This is a genomic window from Paenibacillus amylolyticus, assembly GCF_047302515.1.
Lineage (GTDB): Bacteria > Bacillota > Bacilli > Paenibacillales > Paenibacillaceae > Paenibacillus > Paenibacillus amylolyticus_G.
This window is the reverse complement of record NZ_CP168019.1, coordinates 3,614,093-3,633,164: the sequence shown is the minus strand read 5'-3', so window position 1 is coordinate 3,633,164 and position 19,072 is coordinate 3,614,093. Positions and strand designations below refer to the sequence as shown.

Annotated in this window: 16 protein-coding genes; 13 read left to right on the top strand and 3 right to left on the bottom strand. The window is 47.3% G+C overall.

The features are described from left to right. Window positions 1–147: 147 nt before the first annotated feature. From ACDJ59_RS15515 to ACDJ59_RS15485, 7 genes are all read left to right on the top strand, one after another. Entirely contained in the window at window positions 148–1,461 is a 1,314-nt protein-coding gene (locus tag ACDJ59_RS15515; protein ID WP_413404003.1) for an extracellular solute-binding protein, read from the top strand. 101 nt (window positions 1,462–1,562) lie between these two features. Beyond that, window positions 1,563–2,441 (top strand): carbohydrate ABC transporter permease, encoded by an 879-nt coding sequence (locus tag ACDJ59_RS15510; protein ID WP_413404001.1) that lies wholly within the window; start codon window positions 1,563–1,565, stop codon window positions 2,439–2,441. A 39-nt stretch (window positions 2,442–2,480) separates the two neighbouring features. Further along, the gene (locus tag ACDJ59_RS15505) at window positions 2,481–3,335 is read left to right on the top strand and encodes a carbohydrate ABC transporter permease (RefSeq protein ID WP_413409829.1); all 855 of its coding nucleotides are present in this window, start codon (window positions 2,481–2,483) and stop codon (window positions 3,333–3,335) included. 30 nt (window positions 3,336–3,365) lie between these two features. Then, window positions 3,366–5,147 (top strand): cache domain-containing sensor histidine kinase, encoded by a 1,782-nt coding sequence (locus ACDJ59_RS15500; RefSeq protein ID WP_413403999.1) that lies wholly within the window; start codon window positions 3,366–3,368, stop codon window positions 5,145–5,147. After that, on the top strand, window positions 5,144–6,730 hold the full coding sequence (locus ACDJ59_RS15495) for a helix-turn-helix domain-containing protein (RefSeq protein ID WP_413403997.1): 1,587 nt from the start codon (window positions 5,144–5,146) through the stop codon (window positions 6,728–6,730). The genes ACDJ59_RS15500 and ACDJ59_RS15495 overlap by 4 nt, the downstream gene beginning before the upstream one ends. A gap of 90 nt (window positions 6,731–6,820) precedes the next feature. Beyond that, window positions 6,821–9,397, top strand: coding sequence for a beta-mannosidase (locus ACDJ59_RS15490; RefSeq protein ID WP_413403995.1), 2,577 nt, complete (start codon window positions 6,821–6,823; stop codon window positions 9,395–9,397). 213 nt (window positions 9,398–9,610) lie between these two features. Beyond that, window positions 9,611–9,838 carry a hypothetical protein gene (locus tag ACDJ59_RS15485; RefSeq protein WP_413403993.1) on the top strand — a complete coding sequence of 76 codons (228 nt, stop codon included), beginning with the start codon at window positions 9,611–9,613 and terminating at the stop codon, window positions 9,836–9,838. 117 nt (window positions 9,839–9,955) lie between these two features. Here the strand turns inward: ACDJ59_RS15485 and ACDJ59_RS15480 are convergent, their stop codons facing one another. Further along, window positions 9,956–11,071 (bottom strand): FAD-dependent monooxygenase, encoded by a 1,116-nt coding sequence (locus ACDJ59_RS15480; protein ID WP_413403991.1) that lies wholly within the window; start codon window positions 11,069–11,071, stop codon window positions 9,956–9,958. Between the two features lie 270 nt (window positions 11,072–11,341). Between ACDJ59_RS15480 and ACDJ59_RS15475 the strand changes: the two genes are divergently transcribed. Continuing rightward, on the top strand, window positions 11,342–11,824 hold the full coding sequence (locus tag ACDJ59_RS15475) for a MarR family winged helix-turn-helix transcriptional regulator (RefSeq protein WP_036609579.1): 483 nt from the start codon (window positions 11,342–11,344) through the stop codon (window positions 11,822–11,824). A gap of 96 nt (window positions 11,825–11,920) precedes the next feature. Here the strand turns inward: ACDJ59_RS15475 and ACDJ59_RS15470 are convergent, their stop codons facing one another. After that, entirely contained in the window at window positions 11,921–12,220 is a 300-nt protein-coding gene (locus ACDJ59_RS15470) for a hypothetical protein (protein WP_413403989.1), read from the bottom strand. 201 nt (window positions 12,221–12,421) lie between these two features. On the opposite strand from ACDJ59_RS15470, the gene ACDJ59_RS15465 reads away from it, so the two are divergent. From ACDJ59_RS15465 to ACDJ59_RS15445, 5 genes are all read left to right on the top strand, one after another. Beyond that, window positions 12,422–14,446, top strand: a complete 2,025-nt coding sequence (locus ACDJ59_RS15465) for a Na+/H+ antiporter (protein WP_413403987.1) — start codon at window positions 12,422–12,424, stop codon at window positions 14,444–14,446. Window positions 14,447–14,555: 109 nt separating this feature from the next. Continuing rightward, window positions 14,556–15,494, top strand: a complete 939-nt coding sequence (locus ACDJ59_RS15460) for an aldo/keto reductase (RefSeq protein WP_413403985.1) — start codon at window positions 14,556–14,558, stop codon at window positions 15,492–15,494. A gap of 66 nt (window positions 15,495–15,560) precedes the next feature. Further along, window positions 15,561–16,349 carry a polysaccharide deacetylase family protein gene (locus ACDJ59_RS15455; RefSeq protein ID WP_413403983.1) on the top strand — a complete coding sequence of 263 codons (789 nt, stop codon included), beginning with the start codon at window positions 15,561–15,563 and terminating at the stop codon, window positions 16,347–16,349. A 214-nt stretch (window positions 16,350–16,563) separates the two neighbouring features. Next, window positions 16,564–16,770, top strand: coding sequence for a YwbE family protein (locus ACDJ59_RS15450; RefSeq protein ID WP_026081155.1), 207 nt, complete (start codon window positions 16,564–16,566; stop codon window positions 16,768–16,770). A 20-nt stretch (window positions 16,771–16,790) separates the two neighbouring features. Further along, window positions 16,791–17,366: a DUF4269 domain-containing protein gene (locus ACDJ59_RS15445; RefSeq protein ID WP_413403981.1), complete on the top strand. Its 576-nt coding sequence runs from the start codon at window positions 16,791–16,793 to the stop codon at window positions 17,364–17,366. Between the two features lie 19 nt (window positions 17,367–17,385). Here the strand turns inward: ACDJ59_RS15445 and ACDJ59_RS15440 are convergent, their stop codons facing one another. Then, a complete protein-coding gene (locus ACDJ59_RS15440; RefSeq protein WP_413403979.1) occupies window positions 17,386–18,828 on the bottom strand; it encodes a hypothetical protein in 1,443 nt (480 codons plus the stop codon). Between the last annotated feature and the right edge of the window lie 244 nt (window positions 18,829–19,072).

Genomic DNA, 19,072 nt, shown 5'->3' with positions numbered 1-19,072 from the left:
TATGTTATGAACAATAAGTCAGCAAAGTAAGTTCCAAACAGGGGAACCGATATTTTTCACCCCTGCATCCGTGGATCGTCACCTTACGGTATGATAGCGTTAACATTTACAATAAGTGTATTCAAATCGCCGAGGGGGATTATAGAGATGTTGAAAAAATGGCTTTCGGGTTTCCTAGCAATAACATTGTTCTCCATTATTCTGGCTGGCTGTGCTGGCGGGGACACTTCAGAAGGAGGCAGCGGCAACGACAAAGTAACCGTCACACTCTGGCACAACTGGACTGGACAGGATGCTAAGGCGGTTGCGATGCGCAAAATAATTGAAGATTTTCGGGCGGCGCATCCAGATATTGAAGTTGTGGACGAAGGCTTGCCAACAGATGGTCTCAAAACCCGGCTTCGTACGGTGGCCGCTGCCAACGAGATGCCAGACCTGTTCGTGATGTGGCCGGATGCCATGACTAAGGAATTTGTGAAAGGTGACCTGTTACAGCCCATTAATGCAGAGCTGGACGCAAAGCCGGAGTGGAAAGATAACTTTATCCCGAATGCACTGGACGGATACACCTTAGACGGGAATATCTACTCCGTGCCGATGAATCTGGCGCCAAGTTCCTTCATTTATTACAATGAAGCTCTTTTCAAGCAGTACAACGTAAAAGTACCTGAGACGTGGGCGGAACTGGAACAAGCGATAGCTACATTTAATCAAAATAAAGTCATTCCCATGGCACTTGGCAACAAGGCCAACTGGGTAGCTCAATCAACGATATTCAGTACACTGGCTGATCGGATTACCGGCACAGACTGGTTCCTGAAAGCGGCAGCACAAGAGGGTGCAAGCTTTACCGATCCACAATTTATTGAAGCCTTGAACAAGATGCAGGAGCTAGGCAACACCAAAGCATTCCAGGATGGATTCAACAGTATCGATGAGACACAGATGATGCAGCTTTATTTCCAAGGTAAGGCAGCGATGGTCATGAACGGCGGATGGGCCTTGGCTAATCTGGTGAACAATGCACCTGAAGAGGTGTTGAACAACACACATATTACGATTCTTCCTCCAGTGGACGGAGGTCAGGGTGAACCAAGAACAACATCCGGTGTAGTAGGAACCGGGTTGGGTGTAAGTAAAAAGCTGAGCGGTGCACAAAAAGAGGCAGCGATGGAGCTGTTCTATGCGCTGGCAGGACCTGATGGTCAGAAGGCCACATTGGATAGCAGCACATTGGTGAGTTACAAGATTGATCTGGACAAAACCAAAGCACATCCATTGTTCGTAGAATTATATGATCTGATGCAGGAAGTGAAGATCACGCCAGTATACGATTCCAAGCTGGGATCGGCAACGGTTGAGGTTATTAATAATGCATTGCAAGAGTTGCTTATGGGCGGCAAGGCCGAAGACATTGCAGCCAAAATTCAGGCGGCTCAAGCCAATGCAGTTAGTCAGTAACCATTCGTTAAAACCCCTTCCCGGCAGGGGAGGGGTTTTAAGTATGAATGAGGTAGTCAGTTGCAAGTTGGTAAAGGCATTAATGGAAGGGAAGTGAACAGATGAACGCACTGCGCAGTCGGCGTTTTATTATGCTGGGGCTGGCCCCGGCAGTCATCATTTATGCATTGTTTGTATTTGTACCGGTCGTGTGGTCGGCATACTACGGTTTCTTCAACTGGTCCGGCATCGGGGCATCCAAATATATTGGTGTGGATAATTACGTGGAGATCTGGCATGATCCTGTATTTTGGCGGGCACTGAAAAATAACGTTATTTTTGTGTTGGCATCGGTATTTGGACAAATTCCGTTAGCGCTGATGTTGGCGGTCATCTTACACAAAAGCAATCCATTACAGCGCTTTCTGCGCTCAGCCGTATTTCTGCCGATGGTGTTATCCACTGTCGTTATCGGTATGATCTGGCAGTATATCTATCATCCGCAGATCGGGATATTGAACTTTCTGCTGGACGCGCTGGGGCTGGAAAGTTGGAAGCTGCAATGGCTTTCCGATGACAAGATTGCCATTTTCTCATTGGTACCGCCGCTGCTCTGGAGCTTTGTCGGGTTGTATCTGATTATCTTTATCTCGGCACTACAGAATATTCCAGGCGAGATTCATGATGCTGCCAAAATAGACGGTGCTTCAGGAATCCGGAAACTGGTATCGGTCTCTTTGCCCATAATCTGGGGTACGGTTCAGGTTGCGATCATTCTATGTATTTCGGGTAGTCTGAAATCATTCGATCTGGTCTACATCATGACCAAGGGGGGGCCGGCACATGCGACGGAACTGCTTGCAACGTATATGTACAATTCAACATTTACAACATATCGATACGGTTTTGGTAGTGCGATCTCCACAACCATCGTACTAATCTCCCTGCTGCTGATCGGAACAAGCCAGTGGCTAACCAGTCGCAAACGAAAAGAGAATTAATAGAGAGGAGGAGCTATCATGCGCGTGACACCTGTATCCATGCCATCACCACAAAGCAGCTCGGGCCATCCGATTCGTCGCTTACGTAGCGGAATTGTTTGGACGCTGCTAACGGTCTATGGTATTTTAACATTGTATCCGTTCTACTGGCTCGTGATTAGTGCATTCAAAACAAATGAAGATTTCTATAGCAGGCCCTTTGGTCTGCCGGAAAACTGGAATGTTGCCAATTTCAGCAATGCATGGGAAAGCTCCAGGCTAGGGACCGCTTTTGGAAATTCACTAATCGTATCGGTGGGTTCACTTATTCTGACGCTGTTTATTGCAGCGCTGGCTTCATTCATCCTGGCTCGTTTCCAGTTTCGCTGGAAAGGGTTGATCATGACTTTCTTTGTTATTGGCATGCTCATTCCGATCCATAGTACACTTGTCCCCTTATTTATTTTAATGAAACAGATGTCCTTGCTAAATACGTACTGGGCATTAATATTACCTTATACGGCTTTTGCATTGCCTACGGCCATTTTTGTGCTTACTGCTTATCTGACAAGTGTTCCACGTGATATTGAAGAGGCGGCTTTTATTGATGGAACAGGACTTTGGGGGCTGTTTACCCGAATCATGCTACCCATGTCTGTGCCTGCGTTGTCAACGGTTACGATCCTGAGTTTCCTGCATGCGTGGAATGACTTTTCATTTGCGCTTGTATTCATCAACAAAACCGGATTGAAAACGTTACCGCTGGCCATTGCGAACTTTGCGGATGGGTATCAAACCGATTACGGATTAACGCTTGCTGCCATGACCCTGTCGGTCATTCCAACCATTATCTTGTATCTCATATTCCAGGAACAGGTTATGAAAGGCATGACAGCTGGAGCTGTCAAAGGATAAGCGAAAGCGCATCCAGAGGAGGAGAAACGTTTGGCACGCTGGCTCACATCTTCGTTACAAAGGAAGCTATCGGTCGTCGTGACGGCTTCAATGATTGTGCCATTGCTGGCGTTGGGTCTGTTCGCCTTTCTGATCTCTTCCCGCATTACAGAGCAAAAAACAAAACTGTCTGGCATGGATACGCTGAAACAGGTGGAAGCAAATCTTCGTTATATGCTGCAAGATGCCGAGAACCTATCGATTTTTCTGATTGGAGAACGGGACATCCAGCAGTATCTTAGCCACAATGAAGATCATGAGCTGGACCGGGTGGATATCCTGGGCAGGATGACCAATCTGGCTGCTTCCAAGAAATATATCGCCAACATCGCCATATATCCGGGACGTTTTGATGCCACATTGTCAACCGCTACCTGGTATGAATCCAATGAATCCAATCTTTCGTATCCCTCTGTTCCAAGCGGTGAAGCAGTCAAACAATGGACGGGTGTATACCCGGTGCAGAATTACGCGGGTATTCAAAATGTAATCACATTGGTTCGGCCAATCCGCAGTATCCATGATTATCGACCCATCGGCTGGTTAGCCATTAGTCTGGATGAGAAGGCCATATCCAAGGGATGGGCCGCTCTGGGATTAGGCAGAGGGCAAGGCAGACTGGAGCTCATCGGCAGTTCTGGAGAGATTCTGTCTTCGATGGACAAATCCCGGCTTGGACTTAAGCTGGAAGGTGTCGAACCAGGGATTTCGACGTTAATTCAGGATGGCGGTAGTGGAACCACCACATATGGCAGTGGTGACGATAAACGGACATTGCTCTATTATCCGGAAGAACTGACCGGTTGGACGTTGGTTGGAACGGTTCCTTATGACCAGTACAAGTCGGAGAATCGGTATATCCTTATTCTAACCGGTTGCGCTGTTGCTATGTCTGCTGCGATCAGTGCTGGATTGGTCTGGTTTACGGTGCGTCGTGTGACGAGGCCGCTTCGTGTGCTTACCAGACATCTGTCCCGAATTGATCCGGAACGTCCTCTTCCGCTGTTTCGGTCTGAAAGTGATGACGAGATTGGCAGGCTTGGGGAGAGTTACAATCTGCTCGGTGCACATATTCAGTTATTGAAGGAAGAGGTTATTCGAGGTGAAGCTCGCAAAAAAGAGGCAGATCTTCGAGTGCTTCAGGCGCAGATTAACCCGCACTTTCTCTATAACACGCTCTCTTCGATTCACTGGATTGCCTTAATGTCTGAAGAGAAGCGGATTGCGGATATGGTCGAGGGCCTGAGTGATTTTCTGCGTATCAGCTTGAATAATGGTCAGGATTACTGCCCTGTGGAACAGGAGATTGCTCATATTCGCCATTATGTGCGTGTGCAATCGATTCGTTTCCCTGATCAATTTGTGTTGCATTATATCGTAGATCCAGCGCTTGAGAAGCGAATGATGCTGAAGCTATTGCTGCAACCGCTTGTTGAGAACGCCATGATTCATGGCATTCAGCCCAAAGCAGGCGTGGGTACCATCACCATAATGATCCGCAAGGACCCGGATAATGAACAGATGAATGTGCTGGTACTCGATGATGGTATCGGCATGGAGCCGGACAGGCTGGAACAATTAAGGATAAGTATTAGGGAATGGAAGGGAAAACAGCCGGAAAAACAGCTAAACCAAGGCGGTTATGGGCTCTGCAATGTGAATGAGAGACTGCTGCTCCATTATGGAGCGGATGCACAGCTTGAAGTAGACAGCAGGGTTGGGGGAGGTACCCGGATTTCGTTTTCCATTCCAATCTTGGAGGGTTCGCCATGAGACTATTAATTGTTGATGACGAAGTGATTATCCGTACAGGGCTTGCCAGCGTTATCGCTTGGCATGAACTCGGAATTGAACTTCTTCAACCTGCTGCCTCGGCAGAGGAGGCGTTAACACGCATGGCTGAGGAACGTCCGCATATCCTGATGACGGATATTCGGATGACTGGCAGATCGGGACTGGAACTGGCAGAAGAGGGTCTGCGATTGCTACCTGAGCTGGAGGTTATTATTTTGTCCGGATACGATGACTTTTCTTATGCCCAACAGGCGATTCGCCAAGGTGTTACAGATTATCTGCTCAAAACAAGCAAGCCGGAAGAGATCATCAAGACCGTATTACAGGCCAAACAGCGAATCACGGAACGTTGGGCAGAGAAGTCCAGAGAGGGACAGCTCTTGCGGGAGAATCGAGAGCGGTTGTTTGCCGGATGGATTATTGATGGTGATACCGCTTCGGGTCATTTCCCTTCATTCTTGCGATCAGATGCTGGAAAAGAGGCAGGGGTTGGTGACCTTAATGATGAACAGATTCTCAGACAAGTCATTATTCTTCGAGCAGAGGGTTGGGATCGATCCTCGGATGCGCTATTACGATTTGCGGTGCAGAATACCCTGGAGGATATGTTACCTGGTGCCATTGCTCATGTAGAGAAACAGCAAATTATCTGCGTAGTTTCATGGCCGCCTGTGGAACATGAAACTACGTTCAGGCTGGAGAGTGCATTACGTCGGGTGGAGCAATTATTGAAGTGCACCCTCCGCGCAGCGGTAGGTCTGGCTATGCGTGGATATGCAGATCTGCACGAAAGCTACAGTACTGCCTCAGCTGCATTCCGATATCGGGGTTTGATGGATTATAAAGTATGGCATTATGAGCACATTCAGGATCGTCAAGGTGGCAAAACCGTACTTACGCACGAAGAGGAGACCAGACTTGGTACAATATTGCTGGATAATGATTCAGTCACGTTAACGACATGGACGCGGGAACTTGTGGCTAATCTGATTACAGAACCGGAGGTCACACCAGATTCGTTCAGTGCTTGTTTGCACTCGGCCATCATTGCCGGTCATCGCTGGCTGACTCGCACAATGCGAGCTACAGGGCGTGAAGAACCCGCAAGGCTCGAGCCCTGGTTGCCGGAACCGGATGCTGAAGCTGGTGACCTCGGGGATATGCTGTTCCATCATCTGTATGGTCTGATGCATGTCTATCATAGCCGAATGGGTCAGGGACAGGCTGCCCATGTGCAGAAGGCTATTGGTTATATTGAATCATCATTGGCACACGATATTAATTTACAGCTGGTAGCTGGACATGTTCATTTGCATCCGGGTCACCTCAGTGAGCTGTTTAAAAAAGAAATGGGTGTGACCTTCGGAGATTTTGTCACCGATATGCGTATACGAAGAGCGATGGATATGCTCGCGGTGTCTCCAGCGAAGGTCAGTGAAGTCGCTGCCATCAGCGGCTACGAGGACGTGAAATATTTTAGCAGACTGTTCAAAAAACATACCGGCAAGACCCCGAGTGAATATCGCGAAGAGGCGTTGTCGTTCAAGCCTTCGGGAAGTTAGAAATGAGCAGATTAGGAAACATGTCTTGCCTTTCTGCAAACGTTTTCGATATGGTATTACTCAGGGTTATTGGAGAGTGAGGGCATACTGATGAAGACCTATAATTCAAGTCAGGATATATCGGGACAATGGAAGATACAGCATTTTGAAGTTGGAGAGAAGCGGGCAATGGATGTGGCAGCAGCTGCACTGGATGACCGTTTCTGGATCGGGGCTGAAGTGCCTGGCGATGTACATGCTTCATTGGTTGAGCGCAGTATCATTGACCCACCCTATTACGGACATAATGATGCCAAAAGTCGCTGGATTGAGCAAAAGGAATGGTGGTACCGCACAACCTTCAATCTGGTGAGAGATGCAGAGACGGAGGAGCACTTTGAATTGGTGTTCGAAGGATTGGATACGTTTGCAACGGTCTACGTGAACGGCCATGAAGTCGGGAAAACGGCCAATATGCTTATGTCACATACGTTTAATGTAACGTCTCTGGTACGCAACGGCTGGAATGCGATTGCTGTCAAGTTTGATCCGCTTCACCTGCATCACCGGGACAAAGAAACCTTTGACTGGTCCTCGTATACGAAGGAACGGCCATGGTTGCGCAAAGCAGCGATGAACTTTGGCTGGGACTGGGGTCCACGCATGGTTACGGTGGGGATCTGGGGTACGGTAAGGCTGGAAAAACGAACAATCGCCAAGCTGGAAAATGTGTATGCTCGTACGGAATCAGTCAGTTCAGAGTTGGCAGTCTTACATGTCACAGCGGATGTGAAGTCGGTCTTGTCTTACCGTAGCAGACAGAAACGTGAGCAGGCTGTGGTTGCGACCTGTAATGTTCGTCTGTTGGATCGCAGCGGACACGAGGTGGCAGGTGTCACTGAACTACCCGTAGAGGGTGGCAAAGCGGATACCATATTAAACGTTACGTCACCTCAGTTATGGTGGACTCATGATCTGGGTGAGCCGTATCTGTATACGCTTGAGGTTACATTACTCGCAGATGGCGTTGAGGTGGATCGTTATAGCGAGCCTTATGGGTTACGAACGATTGAGCTGGCTCTTCACAATGAACGGGGTGAAGATGCTTTTACTTTTATTCTGAACGGAGTCAAAGTATATGCCAAGGGTGCCAACTGGATCCCGGCTGATCATCTGATTGGCGCCATCCCGAACTCTCGGTATCGTGAGCTTGTCGAGCTGTTGGTGGAAGGGCATATGAACATGCTGCGTGTCTGGGCTGGTGGTATATATGAGAAGGATGTCTTCTACGATGAGTGTGATCGGCAAGGGGTGTTGGTGTGGCAGGATTTTGCATTCGCGAATGCACTGTTCCCGGATTTCAATCGTGATTTCATGAATAATGTACGGCAAGAGGTAGAAAACAATGTCTTACGTCTGCGTAACCGTGCCTCGCTGGCCCTCTGGTGTGGGAATAATGAAATAGATTGGCTCTATGATATGAAGTCTGCAAGTGGAGATATTACCAGCCCGTTCTATGGCGAACTTATCTATCATGAGCTGATCCCTGAAGTGCTGGAGCGATTGGATCTGTCTCGTCCGTACTGGCCTTCTTCGCCGTTCGGGGACAGTAACGGTCAGGATGCGAATGACCCGGATGTGGGGGATCGCCACAATTGGCAGGTATGGCATGGTTCGGTCTATCCAAGGAAGCATGGAGAGCCGCCACTGCTGGACTACAGCATTGAAGGTGTAACGTTCAAAAATTATAAAAAGGATCATGCATTGTTCAGCAGTGAATTTGGTATGCACGCCTCGGCCAATCGTTACACACTGGAGAAAAATATGCCCGCAGGTCAGTTTTACTGGGGCAGTCCGGAGATGGCCTATCGTAATAAGGATACCAATCATCAAAAAGGTATTTTGCTGATGGAGGGTTACACAGGCATTCCGCAAAATATAGAAGAGTATATGAATTATTCCATGCTTACTCAAGCAGATGGGCTGCGCTATGGAATTGAACATTTCCGGCGCATCAATCACCGTAACAGCGGAGCGCTTGTGTGGCAATTGAACGACAGTTGGCCAGGAACAAGCTGGTCCATGATTGATTATGAACTGCTGCCGAAGGCATCCTTTTATTACGGGAAAATATTCTTTCATCCTGTCCTGTTGTCACTGGAGCATGAGCCGGGGGAGCCGCTTGCGTTGTGGGTTGTGAATGATACACAGGACGTCTTGAAAGGGGAGCTTCGACTCAATGTCTATGCATTGAATGGAGAGAAGATCTACTCTAGCTCACATGTTGTTGAAGTAACATCCCAATCCTCACGGTGTATTGCTGAATTAACTGAAGTAGAGGTGTTACAGGGTAGACGCGCGGAGGAAGTAATGGTTGAGTTGGTATCCGAAGGATTTGCGGCACCGAGTAATCGATACTTCTTGCGTGATCCTAAGGATGTGACGTTGCCAGAGTCGCAATTGAGCGTACATGTGAATGAAGAGGAACAGTCTGTAACGGTTACGGCCAGTGGAGCGATTGCACGATTGGTGAAGCTGGAGCTTCCGCTTGGTCGTGTCCGGTTCAGTGACAACTATTTCGATCTGCTTCCCGGTGAGAGTCGAACAGTGAGACTACGTCATCCAGAGCAGTCTTCTCTGCCTCTGACGGAACTTCGGGTCAGTGCCATGAACGGCAGAGAAGGATAAAATAATAATAGACTTCGAATCTTATTCGAGGTTCAAGGTGGTCATCCTGATCAGGGATGCCGCCTTTTTTACTTTTGCAGCAGGGTGAGTTCCCGTCGTTGTGTCAGGTGGTTTAGTCCTTATTCCACAAGCGAAACTTCCAATCGGGTTCACATCTTGAATCATTAAGGTTAGAATGATATAGAGAAATCGTTTTCAAAAGGAGGTGGATTCATGTCATTTGTCTTTTACCCGGAGATGGTTATATTCATTCTGATGTTGATCCTGCTGATTATTGGTATTGTATATATCGTTCGTAAAAGCAAACAAGTATTGCGCCGCTTAAGCAATCTGGAGAAAGCAGTATATGAAAAAGATAACATCTCATCCTATCCGAAGGACGTTGATACTGTACAAGAAGCACTCAGAGAAGACACGTTTGCTCCACGCAAACGAAAATGAAGAAGGATACGGAATTACATAAAAAAGATAAACCAACAAGCCAAACAGCCGATTCTTCTCTATGATGAAGTGATCGGCTGTTTGGGCATATAGGCATTTTATCCGTATTAACTGGGTTTAGAGAAAGGATTCATAACGCTGTTGGAAAGAGGATTCCATCTCCACTTGTCGTGCAAGTTGCTGCTGTACCTTTGCACCGCGAATCGTCTGAAGTTCCTGAAGTTGTGCAGTGGAACTGAATTGATCTACAGCCATTTGGACTAGTAATTCGGAGAGCACATCCGCATCTTCGAGCGCGGCATTAAGTCCAAACGCACCGGTTGGTGTCATGGTATGAGCGGCATCACCGATGAGTACAACATTTTCCTGTGCCCACAACTGGCAATAGCTGCTTTCAACAGATAACAGAACAAAATCACTCCAGCTCTGAATGTTAGCAGCTACAGAATCAGACAGGCAAGGAAAAGCAGATACAAGTTTATCTACAAAAGGAGCAATCGGCTGCTCTCGCAGCTTGGAGTAAGCTCCCTCGGGAATGTTCCATCCAATCTGAACATAACCGCCGAACTGTGAGAACAGTGCGAGCTGTTGACCATCCATGCTGGCCATCCGGACAGCGGGTTCCCAACCTACGGGTGCCGGAATACGCGCCCAGAGCAGATCATACCCATGCTTGCGAACCTTCGGGGTCATACCGGAATGTTTGCGTACAGCAGAGTATCTGCCATCAGCACCAACAATAACAGATGCTTCAATGGAGGCAGGAACGCCGTTCTGCCGAATGTTAATACCCACGACCTGGCCGTTCTTGTCTCGTAACAAACCGGTCATAATCGTATTGAATAGTACTTGTTCATATGAACTGTGCTGCTGCGCATGCGACACGATGGCTTCCAGGAGATGATCTTGGGGTACATGAATACCAACATGAGATTCTCCATTGCCTGGTGATACCGTATGAATAATCTGCCCATTTTCCCAATACTGAATCTGTTCCAAGAGCAGCGCTCCGCGTTCCTGAATGAGGGAATAGAGGCCGTGTTTATTTAAAATGGCTTCGCCGTCCACATTGAGCAACTCCCCGCGAAACGACTTGTGTAGGTGGGGCTGCCGCTCAATGAGCATCGTGGAAATTCCTTTTTGATTCAGTAAATAAGAAAGCAAAGCACCGCCAGGTCCAGCGCCGACGATGCAAACATCCGTTTTGAGTTGTGATTGTGTATTCTGATTCATGTGCATAAGTCCCTTGCATTATAATGGTGACGCTTTATTTACTTTATAACAACAAATTTAATAAAATCATTAAGTAACTAAAAGTAACTTTAAAGATATAGGTTATTATAAACAATCCCGTTGCCATAATGCAATAGGTGAAACCCAAAATAAAACAAGAGTCTTGCAGTCAACGATAGGGTGTCGGATACAAGCGCATTTTTCACAAACATCATAGTGTAAATATGTTACAATATAAGGTAGGTTATGATGAAAGGCGGAGGAACGTTTATGAGCCCGGATACGGAGCGAAACTCTCAATTGGCAAATGTAGATCAATTGTTGGAGGCCTTCTTCAGATATAAAAATAAAGTATTGGATCAGCAGCAGAAGACCGAAACCAACTGTAAACTGAATCCGACAAAAAGTCATATATTGGGCATGATTTTACGTGAAAAACGCTGCATGGCGGTTGATGTGGCTAGACAACTCAGTTTGTCTTCCGGCGCAACCACCATTGTACTGAATCAACTGGAGACGGAAGGGTTGATCCAGCGGGTGCGCAGTGAAGAAGACCGGAGAATTGTGTGGCTGTCCTTAACGGATGAAGGGGCGCAGCTTGCCAAGACACTTAATGCGAATCGCGGCCGAATGACGTGGGAATTGTTGCAAGCACTTTCCGAAGAGGAGCAACAACAGATGTTTGGCATGCTGAAGAAAATTGAGCTGAAACTGCTGGAGAACATGAAATCGTTTGAACAGATTCATCGGTAGTCCATATATGACTTGATCCTTGAAGACGTCAGTCCTCATGAGTTCGTCCCTAATTGCGGAGGGGTGAGCCTTGAAGACTGGCGTTTTTGAGTTTGTTCATAAATGAAAGCGAACCACATGATCCGTCATGCCTTCTTGGATCAAAATTTCTTTTTGTTTGCTGCCCATCAGGTCAAAGTGGGGAAATGGCTGCCGCCGATGAATGTATCGCGGGTCCAGCCCATGATCGTTGCACCAACGTTCGAGACGTTCCAGATCTGCGCAGCCCACTTTGGTGACACTGGTGATACCGGGAAATCGGTTGTCAATCCAGAAATGAGTGAGGTACGCAATCTCACCCCGAGCCACTTGTTCCTTCCAAGCAGCAAGCTCATGTCGTTTAATTCCAAATGCCATAGATGCAAGTTCCTTTCCAAACGGGTATTGTCCTGAGCATATTGTAACATCTTATATACAGAATCCATCAGAAATCTGTCTGAGACCAGTTGAATGGGTATATGAGTATGACAACATTTTTATAATAAAGGTTGGATTATGTTAAAATAAACCTATACAACAAAGGTTTCACCACTTCTATAGCGGAAAGGGATTGTCATCATGGAAATATTTATTGCCGTACTTGTGTTACTGGTCCTGATCGGTTTATCCAATATTTTAAACCGGTTTGTACCCTTTATTCCCATTCCGCTCATTCAAATCGTGCTTGGTGTAGCTATAGCTTTGCTTCCCGCAGGTGTTCACCTGCCGTTGAATCCGGAATTGTTCTTTGTACTGTTCATCGCACCTTTGTTATACAACGATGGTAAGCGAACGCCAAGGAATGAATTATGGAATCTGCGTGCACCGATACTTCTGCTTGCATTAGGGCTTGTATTCGTGACAGTAGTCGTGGCGGGATATGCCATTCACTGGCTGATTCCTTCGATTCCGTTACCTGCTGCTTTTGCTCTTGCAGCCATATTGTCCCCGACAGATGCTGTGGCCGTTGGCGCCATGGCGGGCCGGGTACATCTGCCCAAAGGCATACATAGGCTTCTTGAGGGTGAAGCATTAATGAATGATGCATCTGGCCTCGTGGCCTTCAAATTCGCAATTGCAGCCACAGTTACAGGTGTATTTTCCCTGGCGAATGCAACCTTCAGTTTTATTCTGATTGCGATTGGCGGACTTCTTGCCGGGGCATTGTTATCTTTTCTGTTAATCAGGCTAGGGGTATGGATCCGTAGATTGGGCATGGAAGATGTGACCATTCACATGCTGCTGCAAATCCTGACGCCATTTATCATCTATCTGGTGAGTGAAGAAATTGGGGTATCAGGTATTCTTGCGGTAGTGGCAGGCGGTATTATCCACGCCATTGAGCGTGACCGCGCTGAATCGGTTCAGTTGAAAATGCAGGTGGTATCTGCGAGCACATGGTCAGTCATTTTATTTATACTAAATGGTCTGGTGTTTGTTATTCTGGGTGTACAGGTCCCGGATGTGTTGAGTACCATTTTTGAAAATGTTTCGTTTAATAATCTGCAGGTGTTGGGATATGTGGGCTTGATCTCGGTGCTACTGCTGATTCTACGTTTTCTCTGGATCTATCTGTTCTGGCAAGGGAATGAATTGCTGCGTACCAAATCCTCTATTGGCCGGCCCAGATTCAAGGATATTACGATCATTTCCCTCTCTGGGGTGCGGGGGGCTGTAACATTGGCGGGTGCGTTCTCCATTCCTTATGTGCTTCAGGATGGATCACCTTTCCCTGAACGGGATCTGATTATTTTCCTCGCGGCAGGGGTTATCCTCTTCTCCCTGATTGCGGCGAGCGTGTTTCTTCCAGTTCTGGCCAAGGACGATGGGAAATCCACAGAAGAAACACCGCAGAAGTCAGAACGAAAAGCACATGACATTATGCTGAATGCGGCAATACGAGCTGTCAAATCCGAAATGAACGATGAGAACAAAGCTGCGGCACTCGCGGTTGTCTCCGACTTGTCCAAGTACATCAGACAGGCCGCAGGTCAGCTTACCGCCGATAAACGCAAAGATATTCAGAAACAAGAAACGGCTATTAACCTGATTGCCACCCGGGCGGAGCGTAAAGAAGTTGAAGTAATGTTAGACGAAAATGCAATTGCTTCTGATGCGGCCTTCAAATGTGACAGCTGGCTGGATCGCAAGGAAATGATGCTGGCGAATCGCACAAACACTCAGTTCATGACCTCGATCAGCGAGATCGGGCGTGTGTTAGGACATCTGTTCACCAATCGGTCCCAGAAGCCGAATCAACCATTTATGCTTGAAAATGCAGAACTGTTTCGTCAGGTGAAGTTACGTACCTCTGAAGCGGCAATTAAGGCCATTCGTGCCCATATGAACGATGGGAATCGAGTAGTTGCACTGTCGGTCATTGCCAAGTATGAGCGTGTAATTGCGAAATTGCGCACCTGGAACCAGGGTAAAACGGAAGATCCGTTTAATCAGGAGAAATTGGAGTTGCAGATGGTAGCTATTCAGGAACAGCGCAATACGGTTCAGCAACTGTATGAAAACGGCGAAATCACCCGTGATGTGGCTGCCAAACTGCGCCGGTTTATTAACGACGTGGAAGCAACTGCGCTGAAAAACACCTAATCCGATAAATCCGATATTTTAAATATGCTAAACGGTTTGATATAATATGGGACAAGAAAGACGTTACAAGTAAATTGTACTTATTCGATCAGTGAAGGAGAGATGAGACATGGCAGAACAACAAATTCGGTTGGGCAAGACGGATCTGATCGTGAATCCCATTGGATTGGGTGCGAATGCAGTAGGCGGACATAATATCTATCCGGACATGCTGAATGATGAGACAGGTAAGGAAGTGGTTCGTACAGCTTTGAAACAAGGTATTGACTTTGTGGATACGGCATACATCTATGGACCGGAGCATTCCGAACGACTGATTGGTGAAGTACTGAAGGAAACCGGTCAGCGGCAGAATACCATCATTGCAACCAAGGCAGCTCATAAATTAGTGGATGGCAAGATTGTCATAGATAACTCACCTGCTTTTCTGAAAACAGCCGTGGATGAGGCGTTGAAACGTCTGCAAACCGATTACATTGATCTGTTCTACATCCACTTTCCGGATGAACATACACCTAAGGATGAAGCGGTAGATACGTTAAAACAATTAAAAGACGCTGGCAAAATTCGTGCTATTGGCGTATCTAATTTCTCCATTGATCAGTTGCGTGAAGCCAACAAGGACGGGTATGTGGACGTACTGCAATCTGAATATAATCTGTTCAAAAGAGATGCGGAGAAAGAGCTGTTGCCGTATACGGCTGAGCATAACATTTCTTTTGTACCCTACTTCCCACTGGCTGCGGGACTGCTGGGCGGGAAATATAATCGTGATACAACCTTTCAGGATGGACGGGCGAAGAACCCGCTGTTTACAGGTGAAGCTTTCATTGAAAATCTCGATAAAGTTGAGCAACTGCGCAGCATAGCACAATCCAAGGATGTTGAGGTCGCTCATCTGGTTCTGGCCTGGTACCTGACACAGCCTTCCATTGATGCATTGATTCCGGGTGCCAAGCGACCGGAGCAGGTCATTAACAATCTGCAAACATTAAATGTGGAATTAACTGCTGAGGAAATTGCAGTCGTGGATCAGATCTTTCGTTAATGAGTTCGGGTGAATCGGGAAATGCTAACAGGGAGTTTACGTATGAAGACAAAGTGAGGACACCACATGAACCTGAAGGCAGCCCGATTCATCGGAATGTTCACGCTAATTATTTTGCTGGGTAGCAGTTCTGCCTATGCAAAGCCTGTACAGAAGAACCGTCAGTATTATGAGGAACGAGGAGAGATTGTGTGGGAAGTTCCCACACAGGATAAACTCATCGCCCTTACCTTTGATGATGGACCAGATCCGATTCAGACTCCGCAGATCCTGGCTTTGTTACAGCAGTATCATGCTAAAGGAACTTTTTTTGTACTTGGCAAATGGGCAGATAAATTTCCTAAACTGATTAAGCAGGAACAGCTCGAAGGGCATGAAATCGCCAACCATACGTATGCGCACACGTATGCAGTTCGATCAACACGTGCGGACAAGTACATGAAGGATATGAACGAAGCAGAAAGTTCCATTATTAAAGCTGGTGCGGAGCGTCCCCTGTTGTTCAGGCCACCGGGCGGCTATTACAATGACATGGTCATCCAGGCTGCCAAACAAAAAGGGTATACCATTGTACTCTGGTCGTGGCATCAGGATACACGGGACTGGGCTTCTCCAGGTGTATCGGCTATCGTTAACAAAGTGTTGAAGAACGCACGTAATGGGGATATTGTACTATTCCACGATAAGGTGGAAGGCAAGTCGCATACGGTAGCAGCACTCAAAACGATTCTGCCGAAACTGCAGCAGCAGGGGTACCAATTCGTTACGGTGTCTGAGCTGCTTGCTGTGAAGGCACGCGAAGCTGCGAAGGATGGGACTTCACCTTCTTCTTCGTTGAAGAACGTAAAGCCCTAAAGATTGCGAATCAATTAGAAACCGCAGGCCTCGGTATGTAGAGACCAGCGGTTTCTTTATATTGATCACGATATGAAACATGAAACCACGAGTGAAGGTTATTGCCGTGTCCCTTTTGTTTTGAAACCAAAACGTCTACAATAGATGGAGCTTTGAGTTTAAGGGTTATATAGTATACATGGTATGAATTACGACATAGAGGAGAGTGAACATAATGAATGGACAACAACGTGTAAATATTAAGCCAGGCCTGGAAGTGGACATTGTGCTGAAGCAGGATCAAGCTACAGGTAAGCTGACACGTGGCATTGTGAAGGATCTGTTAACCAAGTCACCTACACATCCACACGGAATCAAAGTACGACTAACGAGTGGTCAAGTGGGACGTGTGAAACAGGTCATTACAGGAGGCTCGAACTAACTGTGGTCCAAGGCGGGGAGATGAGTACAGAAGTAATGGCACATCTGGCATCGGGTAATACACGTCAGCAGGACGCCTATCATGTGTTACAGAGCAGTGGATTACTTGATATATTAGCTGACTATCACCCATATCCAGCAGGAACGGTGCCAATTGATATTGATATTCCGGGCAGTGATCTGGATCTGCTGTGTTATGCAGAGGATCTGGATGTGTTTGAAGCCGAGATACACAATCGAATGGGAGCCGTTGCTGAGTTTCAATGTGTACGTGGTGGGGATCTTCCAGACCAACGTCCTTATGTGACTTGTAATTTGCAAGTGGGACATTGGCCTGTGGAGATTTTTGCCCAATCCGTGCCAGTCTACAGGCAAAATGCATACTTACATATGATCGTAGAGTGGAGATTGTTGCAACTGTGGGGAGACGCGGGACACCGTGAGATCCGCAGACTGAAACAGGTAGGGTGGAAGACGGAGCCTGCATTTGCTTCTGTACTTGGATTACAGGGAGATCCATATGTGGACATGCTGCATCTGGCAGAGATGAAACGTGAAGATCTCTGGAACTGGGCGCGTTCGCGCACGTCTTTTTGAACGGTTTAGAACCCTTTGGTCAGATCAGAAAGATGGCTACAATTGTTGTTACCGTGAGTCCCAGCAGTACAGGCTTCAGGTTGCGTCTTGCCAGTTCAAAAGGATTGACTCCGCAGATTGCAGCCGCAGGAATCAATGCCCATGGAATCAAGGTTCCGCCACCTACCCATATGGCTGCAACCTGACCTAATGCTGTCAGCACAGGTGCGGAATCTGCCGAACCTGCAAACATGGAAGCAATCGAGCCAACCAGGGATATCCCCGAGAACCCCGAACCATCCATTCCGGTCACTGCTCCGGTTACCGTCATTGTAATGGCGCCCACCGTATCATTTAATGGCACCAGCCCAGCAAGTGCGACTCCGAGATCATTCACAATCCCGTGTGAACCTTCAGGAAGAGGGTTGATGAACAACTCCGTAATCGCAGCATCACCCAGATAAAAAAATGCGGCTATGGGAATAACCGGTCCAAACACCTTGAAACCAAACTGAAATCCTTCTATTAAATAATTGGTCGTTTCCTCTGGTCCCGCATGTCGGTGTGCGGCAAGGGTAACGGCGATCAGTATAACCACAGCGGTTCCGCCAATCAGAGCTGTTGCATCGCCGCCTTGCAATTTCAATACAAACATCAGAATCACATCAACTGCGAATAACAGAGGGATAAGCAGAGCGAATGCTTTTTGCAAACGGAGTGACATGGCTTGACGTTCAACAGGCTGATCAGTGGGTAGGGAGGTGGACACAGCCTCTGATGAAGAAGAAGGTTCCGTGCTCACGGTACCTGATATAGCGTTTGGGGAATGAACAGGTGAACCTGATTTCATCTCTTTGCGCAGCATCCAGAAGGCTGTAAGGGTAGATACGGTGCCCATGACAATGACCAAAGGAATGCTGGCCGTCATGACGGAAGTGACTGGTAGACCCGCTGCATCGGCCGTAAGTTTGGGAGCCCCCTGAATAATGTAATCTCCCGACAGTGCAATCCCATGTCCAAACAGGTTCATGGCAATAGCAGCTCCAATCGGAGGAAGACCTACACGCACGGCTACAGGAAGCAGTACTGCACCGACCAAAGCTACTGCTGGGGATGGCCAGAAAAATAGTGATACTACCATCATGATCAATCCGATACCCCAGTACGCGACCTGAGGGGAACGGATAAACCGGGTGACGGGTGTTACCATGACCTCATTAATGCCTGTTCTGATCAGAACACGGCTCATCGCCACAATAATCGAGATGATAAAGATCGTACTCAGCAATTCTTTTGTTGCATAGATAAAACTGCTGAAGATCCCGGCAACTGACCCGCTTAAGGTTTCGGTTGCCAGAAGTCCAATGGTCATAATACCCGCAACACAGATGATGGTAGTATCCCTGCGTCGGATCATTACCGCAATAATCAAGACGATAAATGCCAGATAGACATAGTGTAACGCAGTGAGTTGAATATTCATCGAACAGGCCTCCCTACATCCTGGTGACTAACCCGAGGAGTGATATATCGTATGCATGTCAAGATCGGGCGTTCGTGGAGTCCGGGGCTTGCCGCAGCATTTATTTTTAGGGAGAAGCTTCTGAGTAATAATGAAGGATTTTTTTTACAACTGGAGAATTTATTACTACATGAAGCTTGTTACTCTTGAAATTGGAGCGGATGGAAGTCACCAGAATTGATATGTGAAGGTCACGGGACCCCAT